The sequence below is a fragment of the Geobacillus thermopakistaniensis genome, assembly GCF_000498995.1.
In the GTDB taxonomy this organism is placed as follows: domain Bacteria; phylum Bacillota; class Bacilli; order Bacillales; family Anoxybacillaceae; genus Geobacillus; species Geobacillus thermoleovorans.
The window spans coordinates 87,795-98,965 of the sequence record NZ_AYSF01000067.1; the positions used below are offsets into that span (position 1 = coordinate 87,795).

Annotated in this window: 9 protein-coding genes; all 9 read left to right on the top strand. The window is 54.6% G+C overall.

Annotation, left to right across the window (positions count from 1 at the left end):
• Positions 1-210: 210 nt before the first annotated feature.
• On the top strand, positions 211-1,224 hold the full coding sequence (locus T260_RS125740) for a sugar-binding protein (protein WP_014196867.1): 1,014 nt from the start codon (positions 211-213) through the stop codon (positions 1,222-1,224).
• A gap of 161 nt (positions 1,225-1,385) precedes the next feature.
• Positions 1,386-2,855: a sensor histidine kinase gene (locus tag T260_RS125735; protein ID WP_011232679.1), complete on the top strand. Its 1,470-nt coding sequence runs from the start codon at positions 1,386-1,388 to the stop codon at positions 2,853-2,855.
• On the top strand, positions 2,833-4,374 hold the full coding sequence (locus T260_RS125730; protein WP_023634300.1) for a response regulator transcription factor: 1,542 nt from the start codon (positions 2,833-2,835) through the stop codon (positions 4,372-4,374). Before T260_RS125735 ends, T260_RS125730 begins: the two co-directional genes overlap by 23 nt.
• Before the next feature lie 324 nt (positions 4,375-4,698).
• On the top strand, positions 4,699-5,997 hold the full coding sequence (locus T260_RS125725) for an ABC transporter substrate-binding protein (RefSeq protein WP_014196864.1): 1,299 nt from the start codon (positions 4,699-4,701) through the stop codon (positions 5,995-5,997).
• A 61-nt stretch (positions 5,998-6,058) separates the two neighbouring features.
• Positions 6,059-7,030, top strand: coding sequence for a carbohydrate ABC transporter permease (locus tag T260_RS125720; protein ID WP_011232676.1), 972 nt, complete (start codon positions 6,059-6,061; stop codon positions 7,028-7,030).
• Positions 7,030-7,851: a carbohydrate ABC transporter permease gene (locus T260_RS125715; protein ID WP_011232675.1), complete on the top strand. Its 822-nt coding sequence runs from the start codon at positions 7,030-7,032 to the stop codon at positions 7,849-7,851. The genes T260_RS125720 and T260_RS125715 overlap by 1 nt, the downstream gene beginning before the upstream one ends.
• 162 nt (positions 7,852-8,013) lie before the next feature.
• Complete coding sequence (locus tag T260_RS125710; RefSeq protein ID WP_023634302.1) at positions 8,014-8,886, top strand: ROK family protein; 873 nt, start codon at positions 8,014-8,016, stop codon at positions 8,884-8,886.
• Between the two features lie 340 nt (positions 8,887-9,226).
• Entirely contained in the window at positions 9,227-10,150 is a 924-nt protein-coding gene (locus T260_RS125705; RefSeq protein WP_023634303.1) for a TetR/AcrR family transcriptional regulator, read from the top strand.
• Positions 10,135-11,171 (top strand): MFS transporter (locus T260_RS125700; RefSeq protein WP_023634304.1); only part of this gene is annotated, 1,037 nt, incomplete at its 3' end. The genes T260_RS125705 and T260_RS125700, both read left to right, overlap by 16 nt.

Sequence of the window (11,171 nt, forward strand, 5' to 3'; positions counted from 1 at the left end):
GAGACCCCGTTCCGATGCAGCGAGCTTGTTTCGGAACGGTGTTTTTTTGCTCGCTCTGCACTTGATGATGGGCATGGCCATCGCCGTATGGCGAATGATGCCGGCCGGACTGACCCCTATTTGGATTTCATATAGATGCAATTCATCCATTTTCTTTTGTCTAGGCTAGCGCCCCGACGTTCGTGTACAATGGCGGTAGGAGGGATCAAGATGCGCGATTGGTGGAAACGGCTGTTTTACGGGGGCGGCATCGCCGCGCTGATTGGAAGCGCTTCCTTCACCGCCTATTGCGCTTGGAACGTGTATGCGTATCCGAAATCAGAAAAGGAACGGGTTCCGGAAACAACAAAAGAGGCCTATCATTTCGTGCTTGTGCCGGAGGAACTCGATAATGATTACTGGCGGCTCGTGGAAAAAGGAGCGAAAGCGGCGGCGAAAGAACTGGGGGTTGACCTCGAGTATATCGGCCCGCGGCAGGCGAATATTGATGAGCATTTGCGCATTTTGAAAAAAGCCGCGGCAGCGAAAGTCGATGGGATCATCACCCAAGGGTTGACGGAAGCGGAATTTGTCCCAGTGATTAACGAAATCACGGACAAGAATATTCCTGTGGTGACGATCGATACGGATGCTCCAACGAGCCGACGCGTCGCCTATGTGGGAACGGATAATTATTATGCCGGTTTTCTCGCGGGACGGGCGTTGGCTGAGGATACAAAGGGCAAGGCGACGGTCGCGATTATTACCGGCAGTTTGACGGCGGCGCACCAACAGTTGCGAGTGCGCGGATTTGAGGATGCAGTGAGACAGGAAAAAGGAATCCGCATCGTTGCCATCGAAGAGTCGCACATTACGCGTGTGCAAGCCGCGGAAAAGGCGTATACGATTTTGAAAAAGCACCCGGATGTGAATGCGTTTTACGGCACGAGCGCGCTTGATGCGATTGGCGTTGCCAAGGTGGTCGAGCAGTTTCATCGGGAGCAAAAGACGTATATTATTGGCTTTGACACGCTGCCGGAGACGATCCGCTATTTGCAAAAAGGAACGATTGCGGCGACGGTGGTGCAGGAGCCGTATGAAATGGGATACAAGGCTGTCAAAATGATGGCCGAGATCGTCGCCGGGAAAGACGTGCCGGTGGTGACGAATACGGAGACGAAAGTCATTCGGAAAAAAGACTTGCCGCTGCGCCCGGCGCGCAATTATGAGGTCAACACGCCATGAAGGGGCCTGCCAGGCCTCCGTAGGGAGGGGGCTGAAAGCGGAGAAGGGTTGGCGAGCGCTAAAGCATGAGAGATGGCCGCCTTGACGTTCGAACACGTTCGACTTGAAGCGGCAGGACGATGCAGGCAACAAAGCGCCGGTGACAGCGGGGTGGAATTCAGATGAACATTCGGACGAAGATGCTGCTTTGCTTTACCGTTTTTTTGCTTTTGCTGAACGGAGCGGTGTTTCTTTTGTATCAGACGAGCGAAGAGATGATGAGCGATTATGATCAACGGATGCGCCGATTGTTGTTGCTCAATGAGGTGTCGCAGCGGGCAAACCGAATGATGGAACAGCTCAATGCGTACGTCTCGGAAAAAGAAGGACGGTATGCACGCGCTTATGAGCGGGAGTTCCGCTGGCTGCAGCAACGCCGCCGGCAGCTCGGCGCCATCTTGCCAGTGCTGTCCGACCGGCTGGCGGCGGAAAACTATGAACATATGATTGAAAGTTTGCTGGAGGAGGCGGCGCTGACGGTCTATCATTTTCAAGCTGGAAATATTGGCTTGTACTCATCCCACTTGCATGAAACGATGAACATTGCGTCCTTTTTGCAAGAGGAAACGTTAAACTTGATTGACGATGAGCTGACGGCCTACCAACGGCGGTACGATGAAGTGGAGCGGCGCAACCGCTATTTCCGCTATATGGGAATGGGATTGTTTGTCACGACGTTGTTGCTTGGCGCCTTGCTGGCGGTGTTCTTTTCCGGCCACTTAACGAAGCCGATCATTCTTCTCTCGCGCGCTGCCCGATCCATCGCTGACGGGCGGCTGGACGGGCCGGATATTGAGCCGATGACCAACGATGAGCTGCGGCTGTTGACGATCACGTTTAATGACATGCGCCGCAATTTAAAGCAGCTGATTGCGGAGATGAAACAAAAGGCTGAGCTCGACCGGCTGGTGAAGGAGCTGGAACTCAAAAGCTTGCAAAGCCAAATCAATCCGCATTTTTTATTCAATACGCTGAACACGGTTGCGAAGATGGCGTACTTGGAGGACGCCCAGCAAACGTCGCGGCTGATTGAAGCGGTGGCGGCCATTTTGCGCTACAACTTGGGTGATTTGCAGCGGACGGTGACGCTTGCCGATGAGGTGCGCATCGCCCGTGAATATTTCTTCATCCAGCAGACGCGGTTTTTTGATCGGATCAAGTTTTCGTTAGAGGCGGAACCATCTTGCCTCGATCAACCGATTCCGCCGCTCACGTTGCAGCCGCTGATTGAAAATGCGTTCATCCATGGCATTGAGACGTACGAGCAGGGAGCCGAGCTGTCCGTGTCCGTTTTCGCCGAAAACGGGCGGGTCGTTGTGGAAGTGCGCGACAATGGCGTTGGCATGGATGAGCAGGTGAAAGCGGAGCTTGAAGCGTTGATCCGCGGCGAAGAACCGCGGACGCGCCGTGAGCAAGGGCGCGGCCATTCAACCGGCATCGGCTTGCACAATGTCATTCGCCGACTGCAGCTGTTTTACGGAGTGATGGATGTGGCCGAAATCGAGTCTGCACTAGGAAAAGGAACGACGGTGCGGTTATGGCTGCCAAGATGGCAAGGGGGGATGAACGGTGAAAGTGGCGATCGTCGATGATGAGGCGTTGGAGCGAAGAGCGCTTTGCAAAATGATTAGCGACCACCTTCCGGATATCGAGGTGGTCGCCGAGGGCGCCAACGGGCGCGAGGCGGTCGAGATCGCCAAGCGTTATCGTCCGGATATCATGCTGATTGACATCAAAATGCCCGGCCTTGACGGGCTGCAAGCGATCGAAGCGATTCGCCAAGACGGCCTCGATCTGGAGTTCATTATTGTGTCGGCGTTTGATTTGTTCGACTATGCGAAACAAGCGATGCGGTTTGGCGTCAAGGAATATTTATTGAAACCGAGCCGGAAGGAGGAGGTCATTTCGGCTTTGGAACGGGTCAGCCAAGAAGTGGCGGCCAAGCGGCGACACGAGGAGAGCAGCCGCCAGCTCGAGGAGCAGATTCGCCGGTTGCAGACGCTTGTGGAAAGCGAATGGCTGTCCGTCCTCATGACAGAAGACGTATCGGCTGATGAGTGGGAGCGGTGGAAGGAACTGCTGCCGTTTTCGATTGCGTCGGGGATGTTCCTCGTCATTCAGTTCCCGGATGCAGGGGTGGCTGACGAATGGAAATCATGGCTGGACAAGCAGCTTAGCGGGAAGGCGCCAACGCGCTATTGGATCGGGCGGATGGCGAACCGGCGCCTGCCGGTCTTGTTTTTCCGCAGCCCAAACGATGGCGAGCCAGCCTGGAAGCCCGTCATCCAGGCATTGGCGCTCGATTTGGCGCGGCAGTTTTCGGCCCGGTACGGCGCCGCGCTGTATATCGGGCTCGGCTCCCCGTTTTCCCGCCTTGACCAACTTCGTTCCTCGTACTATGAGGCGCTGTCGGCCGCTCATTATTACGCCGACCGGCAAAAAGCACAAGTGGGGTTTCTGCCGGCGGAAGCGACGCGCGCCGGCGGGGAAGCGGAACGGGATAAACAGCTGTTTGAAGCGCTGCGCCTTGGCGACATCGAGCAAGCCCGGATGATTTGTCTGACGTATATAGAGGAACTGGCCTCTTCTCATTCACTGCCGGCCGCCGGCCGCAAAGCGGAAGAGACCTTTGTGTGGCTCGGGCGTCTTCTATCGGAGCTGGGCATTCGTTATGAGCGGCTCGCTTCCTTTACTTCCTGCCGGTCGGCGGCAGAATTGAAGCGAGCGGCGCTTGATGAACTGGACCGCATCGCCGCTGATCTCGAGGTTTGGCGCCAGCAGCAAGCGTATGGCAAACTCGGCAAGGCGAAAGACTACATTGACCGCCACTACGCCGAGCCGCTGACGCTTGAGGAGGTGGCGGAACAAGCGGGCATCAGTCCGTACTACTTCAGCAAACTGTTCAAAGAGCAGTTTGGCATCACCTTTATCGACTATGTGACGAACGTGCGCATCGAACGGGCGAAAGAAGCGCTGGCTGAGACGGATCAAAGCTTAAAAGAAATTTGTTTTTCAGTCGGCTACAACGACCCCAACTATTTCAGCCGCGTCTTTAAAAAGCAAACCGGCCTGTCGCCGAGCGAATACCGGAAAAAAGTACAGGCGCGCTGACAAGGGGAGTGCTGTCTCCAACAAGGAAGGTGCATGGCAAGTCAAAAGGTAAGTCCCGCGGACAAAGCAGGCTCCGCCCTTCTTCCGGCGTCCGAAGCGAAGCCCGCCCCACTGATGGGGAGACGGGCTTTTTTCGCGCCATGGAAGCGAACCGGCCGTTAGCTGTACCAGCGAGCCTTCCGTTTGCCCAACAGGAGAAAGGAAAACAAAAAAGTGAAGAAAAACGCAAAAAAGTGAAGAAATCAAGCCGCCGATTGATAAGCGGCCCATGGTACACTCAACATTGAAAGGGGTTTCAAAAACAAACGGAAAAGGGGGAGGAACATGAGAAAGAAAGCATCCGCATGGCTGGCGTTGGCGCTTGGCGTCGGTATGGCGCTGTCGGGCTGCAGCAGCTCGAACTCTTCTTCGTCCGATGACGCCAAACAAGGCAGCCAAAAAGCGGGAGAGAAGCTCGAGATTTTCAGCTGGTGGACCGGAGCCGGTGAGGAAGACGGCTTAAAAGCGCTCATCAAACTGTTCCAAGAAAAATATCCGGATATTGAAGTCGAAAACGCGGCGGTGGCCGGCGGGGCGGGAACGAACGCCAAGGCGGTGTTGGCGAGCCGCATGCAAGGAAACGATCCGCCATCGACGTTCCAAGTACACGGCGGAGCGGAGCTGAATGAAGGCTGGGTGGCCGCCGGCAAAATGGAGCCGCTCAACGATTTATATGAAAAAGAAGGCTGGATGGACAAATTCCCGAAAGCGTTGATTGACATGGTGAGCAAAGACGGCAACATTTACTCCGTGCCTGTCAACATTCACCGCGGCAACGTGCTTTGGTACAACAAAAAAGTATTTGCCGACAACGGGCTTCAGCCGCCGAAAACATTCGACGAGTTTTTCCAAGTGGCCGACAAGCTGAAAGCAAAGGGCATTACGCCGCTCGCCTTAGGCGACAAAGAGCCGTGGGCAGCGACGCACCTGTTTGAAAACGTGCTGCTTGGCACGCTCGGAACGGAAAACTACAAGAAACTTTGGACGGGAGAATTATCGTTTAACGACCCACAAGTGAAACAAGCCGTTGAGACGTTTAAGAAAATGCTTGGCTATATTAACGAAGACCATAGCTCGCGCAACTGGCAAGACGCCGCCCAGCTCGTCGCCGAAGGAAAGGCGGCCATGTACGTGATGGGCGACTGGGTGAAGGGCTATTTTGTCAACGATTTGAAATTGAAGGTGAACCAAGACTTCGGCTATGTGCCGGTGCCGAATACGGAAGGCAAGTTTATGGTCATTACCGATACGTTCGGCCTGCCGAAAGGCGTGAAAAACCCGGACGATGTGAAGAAGTTCTTATCGGTGCTTGGTTCGGTGGAAGGGCAAGATGCGTTTAACCCGCTGAAAGGCTCCATCCCGGCCCGCATCGACGCGGATCCGTCCAAGTACGATGAATACGGCAAACAAACGATGCAAGACTTCAAGACGGCGGAGCTGGCGCCGAGCTTAGCGCACGGTTCAGCAGCGCCGGAAGGGTTTGTCACGAAGGTCAATCAGGCCGTCAACATTTTCGTGACGCAAAAAGATGTGAAGACGTTCATCGACACGTTGGCATCGGCCGCCGCAGAACTGAAGAAGTAATCGGGAAAAGGGGACGGGAGCCATTCTCTTCCCCTTTTCGTCATCATGAGGAGGGATCTTAGTGGAAACGGTCAACATCACGCCAGCCGAGAAGACAGCGGCTGTCCCCGCGGTGCGGAAAAAGCGGAAATGGACGGCCGATCATTGGCTGGCAGCGGCGTTTTTGGCACCGTCGGTCGTACTGATTTTCTTATTTGTGTACGGGTTTATCGGCTGGACGGGGTATGTGTCCTTGAGCAACTGGAATTCGCTCGTGCCGGATTGGTCGTTTGCCGGGTTGAAAAACTATCTGTATTTGTTTCATGATTTCCGCTTCCAGGCCGACTTGCGCAATACACTTGTGTTTACGGTGTTGTTTATCGCCGCCGTCATTGTGCTCGGCCAACTGCTTGCCATTTTGCTTGACCAAAAACTGCGCGGCGAGTCGCTGTTCCGCAACATTTTCTTCTTCCCGATGGCCTTGTCATTTGTCGTCACCGGAGTCGTGTGGCAATGGCTGTTCAACCCGTCAACGGGCGTCAACTTGTTTTTAAAACCGCTTGGCTTGGATGGAAAATGGTATACGGATACGAACATTCTGTTCGGATTTCATTGGGGCAAGATTGAGTTTGGCATCCCGGTCGCCATCATTGCGGTGGTCGTGGCGGCTGTTTGGCAAATGACTGGCTTTGCCGTCGCGATGTATCTCGCCGGCCTGCGCGCCATTCCAGATGAAGTGCGGGAAGCGGCGCGGATGGACGGAGCGACCGAGTTTCAATTGTATTGGAAAATCATTTTGCCGCTGCTGCGGCCGATCACTGTCAGCGTCATCATCATCATGGCTCATATTTCGCTCAAAATTTTCGATTTGATTTACGCCATGACCGGGCCGGGGGCGAACTTTGTCACCGATGTGCCGGGCGTGTACATGTTTGAAACGACGTTCCGCGGCAACTATTACGCCAACGGCGCGGCGATTGCGATCGTGATGCTGCTGTCGGTCGCCATCTTTATCGTTCCATATCTCATCTCAAGCCGCAAGGGGGGATCGTGATGGCGAGATCCATGTGGGCGCGGCCGTTTTTGTATTTGTTGGCCCTCGTCATGAGCGTGTTTTTCCTGTTGCCGGTGTATGTCATGGTCACAACGAGCTTGAAGCCGCTCGATGAAGTGACATTGGCCGATATGTGGAAGCTGCCGTCAACGATCGATTGGAGCAGCTACGCGACGGCATTTGACAAGCTCGCCCCAAACTTTTGGAATTCGATTTTGCTCGTCGTGCCGGCGACGCTGCTCTCCGCGCTGCTGGGGTCGCTCAACGGCTATGTACTGTCGAAATGGAAGTTTAAAGGAGCGGATACGCTCTTTACGCTCATTTTGTTCGGGATGTTCATTCCGTATCAAAGCATTCTCATTCCGCTCATCCAATTTTTGCGCGAAATCGGGCTGTACAACACGATTCCGGGGCTTGTGTTCGTCCATGTCGTCTACGGCATTCCGATCACCACACTGATGTTTCGGAATTTCTACGCGGCGATCCCCGATGAAATGATTGAGTCGGCGAAAATCGACGGCGCTGGGTTTGTCCGTATTTTTCGTTATATTATGCTCCCCTTGTCCATCACTGGATTTGTCGTCGTGGCGATCTGGCAGTTTACAAACATTTGGAACGAGTTTTTGTTCGCCGTGACGATCACGACATCGGACAAACAGCCGATCATGGTCGCCTTGCAAAACTTATCCGGCAGTCAAATCGTCCAATGGAACGTGCAAATGGCGGGAGCCCTGTTGGCGGCGCTGCCGACCTTGCTTGTGTACATCTTCCTTGGCAAATATTTTGTCCGTGGGTTGTTGGCTGGTTCGGTGAAGGGGTGAGCCAATCAGCAGTGTAGATCAACAAACCCGGTAGACAATAGAATCGATTGCGCTATGTTTCAAAAAGCCGCTGATCAGCGGCTTTTTGTCATTGATGCCCTCTCCCTTTTTCTAGTAAGATAGATACAAGAAAAGAGCAGATGAAGAAAGAGAGGCGTACATATGATCCTAGGAGCCATTGAAGCTGGAGGCACGAAATTTGTCTGCGCCATCGGCGATGAACAGGGGAACATCCATGAACGAGCGGTGTTTCCGACGACGGCGCCGGAAGAGACGATGGCGCACGTCATCGACTTTTTCCGTCCGCACCGCATCGAGGCGATTGGCATCGGGTCATTCGGCCCAGTCGATTTGCGTCCGGACAGTCCGACGTACGGGTACATTACGAGCACGCCGAAACAGGCGTGGGCGCAGTTTGATTTTGTCGGCACGATGAAGCAGCATTTTCCCGTGCCGATCGGCTTTGACACGGATGTCAACGCGGCGGCGCTCGGTGAGCAGCGCTGGGGGGCGGCGCAAGGATTGGATAGTTGCCTATATATGACGGTCGGGACAGGCATTGGTGTCGGCGCCGTCGTGGAAGGGCGTCTGCTTCACGGGATGCTTCATCCAGAAATGGGACATATGTTCGTCCGCCGCCATCCGGATGATGCGTTTGCCGGCATCTGCCCGTATCATGGCGACTGTTTGGAAGGCATGGCGTCCGGCCCGGCGATTGAGCGGCGTTGGGGGAAAAAGGGGGCGGAGCTGGCCGACCGGAGCGAGGTGTGGGAGCTTGAGGCGTTTTACTTAGCCCAAGCGATCGCCAACTACATCCTCATTTTATCGCCGAAAAAGGTGATCACGGGCGGGGGCGTCATGAAGCAGACGCACGTGTTGCCGCTTGTGCGCCGTCATGTGCAGGAGTTGCTCAATGGGTATGTTCAGCACGAAGCGATTCTCGAGAAGATCGACGAGTACATCGTTCTTCCAGGGCTTGGCGACAACGCCGGTGTTGCGGGTGCCTTGGCGCTCGCAGCGGCGGCAAATGAATAGCAAGAACGGCCGTCCACCGTCTTCAATCAGGCGGTGGGGCCGTTTTTTTTTGTTTGAAGGCAGGGATGTTGACTGATTGTTCAACAAATTTAGTCTGAAAAAATGACTATTTGGTCAAAAAATATCGTTTTTGAGTTGCATACCTTTATAACAGTAGTTTATAATCGTTTTGACCAAATGGTCATATGGGATATGGAGGCGAGGACAATGGCCGATGTTCGGCGGTTGGTTGAATGGCTGCAGCGGTGCGGCGTGCGGGTTGATTTCGTGAAACCGCGCATATTGTTGCCGTCTTATCTGCAGTGGATGGAGAGGAATGGGAAAGGAAGGAGACGCTGCCATGGATGAACGGCGTGTTCGATTTATTGAAACCGCGATGAAACTATTTGCGGAAAAAGGGTATCATGCCACCTCGATTCAAGATTTGGTTGAGGCATGGGGGATTTCCAAAGGAGCGTTTTATCACCATTTCGCCTCGAAGGAAGATTTGTTGCTGGCGGTGCTCCGCTACTACAGCGAAAAAATGGTCGCTGATTTCATGGCGGACGGCGGGGAAGGGACGGAAAAAGAACGGTTTACTCGCCAGCTGGCTGCCCATTTTTCTCACATTCGCGAGTACAAAGACTTTTTGCGTATGATGATGTCGGAGCAATTGCCGAAAGTCAATCCGGAAGTGGAACGGTATATGTTCCGCCAGCATGGGCGCCTTTTTTTATGGTATTGCACCCGTCTGGCGGAGGTGTACGGAGAGGAAGTCGGTCCGTATGTGTATGATGTCGCCATGATGACCAACGGCATCATCCGACAATATTTGTTTTACTTCTTTTTTCGCGAGGAGGCGTTTGATGCGGACGCAGCGGCTCGTTTTCTCGTGCGCCGCATTGATGCCATTGTTGCTAGCTTTGCGGCCGGCGAGCGCCCGTTGTTGACCGAGGAGGCGCTCGTGCCATGGATAGAACTCGAAGAGCGCGAGCGCAAGCGCCAGCGGGAGCGGCTGGTTTCGGCGTTCGCCGCCGTCCGGGAGGCCGCCAACGGGCTCGATCCGAAGCAGGCGAACGATGTGCTTGAAGCCGTAGCGGCGCTGGAGGAGGAAGTGCTTGGGCGCAATGAGCCGCCGCGCGCCTATATCGTTGAAGCGCTGCTTTTGTATTTGCGCCATCAACAGGCGCCTCGACTTGCGTCGGCTTTGGACGCACTGAGCCAAGAAATGGAAGCGTATCAACGACTCAATGGATGGGAGAGAGAACCATGGAAAAAGCGTTAACAGTGCCAGCGAGCACCATTCGTCATCGTCCGTTGCTCATTACCGGGTTGATCATTGCCATGCTGTTTGCGGCATTAGACGGGACGATCGTCGGCACGGCGATGCCGCGCATCGTCGGGGAGCTTCACGGATTGGGGATTATGACGTGGCTGACGACAGCGTATATGTTGACGTCGACGACGGTCGTGCCGATCGCCGGCAAGCTCGCCGACTTATTGGGCCGTCGGATTGTCTATGTGAGCGGGTTGGTCATTTTTATGGCTGGTTCAGCGCTTTGCGGCATGGCGAACGATATGACCGAGCTCATCATTTACCGCGGCATTCAAGGACTGGGCGGCGGGATTATGATGCCGATGGCGATGATTGTCATCGGTGACGTGTTCACCGGCAAGGAGCGGGCGAAATGGCAAGGGGTGTTCGGCGGTTTGTACGGTCTCGCTTCAGTGCTGGGCCCGCAAATCGGCGGCTTTATCGTCGACCATTTGAACTGGCGCTGGGTGTTTTACATCAACTTGCCGGTCGGCATTCTCGCCACGGTGCTGATTGCGATGGGGTTAAGCAAATATAAAGCCGAAGGGCCGGTGAAATTTGACATCGCCGGGATGGCGACGTTGACGGCGGGCGTCGTCAGCTTGTTGTTGGGGTTGACGTTTGGCGGCGACCGATATCCGTGGGGGTCGTGGCAAATCGTTTCGTTGTTTGCGGCCGCGGTTGTCTTTTTCGCTTTGTTTGTTTGGGCGGAAAAACGGGCGGAGGAGCCGATCATTCCGCTTCGGTTGTTCCGCAATCGGACGTTTACGCTGCTCAATGGCATCGGCTTTTTCATGAGCGTCGGCATGTTTGGCGCGATTATGTTTGTGCCGTTTTTTATGCAAGGCATTGTCGGTGTGAGCGCCACCCAATCCGGGACGATTATGACGCCGATGATGATCACGATGATCATCGGCAGCGTCCTTGGCGGTCGACTGGTATACCGGATCGGGGTGAAGCCGCTTTTCGGCTGGTTTTTAAAGCCGTTTTC

Coding starts and splice junctions, on each gene's coding strand:
- T260_RS125725 (WP_014196864.1), top strand. CDS start 4,699: ATGAGAAAGAAAGCATCCGCATGGCTGGCGTTGGCGCTTGGCGTCGGT.
- T260_RS125735 (WP_011232679.1), top strand. CDS start 1,386: ATGAACATTCGGACGAAGATGCTGCTTTGCTTTACCGTTTTTTTGCTT.
- T260_RS125740 (WP_014196867.1), top strand. CDS start 211: ATGCGCGATTGGTGGAAACGGCTGTTTTACGGGGGCGGCATCGCCGCG.
- T260_RS125715 (WP_011232675.1), top strand. CDS start 7,030: ATGGCGAGATCCATGTGGGCGCGGCCGTTTTTGTATTTGTTGGCCCTC.
- T260_RS125705 (WP_023634303.1), top strand. CDS start 9,227: ATGGATGAACGGCGTGTTCGATTTATTGAAACCGCGATGAAACTATTT.
- T260_RS125710 (WP_023634302.1), top strand. CDS start 8,014: ATGATCCTAGGAGCCATTGAAGCTGGAGGCACGAAATTTGTCTGCGCC.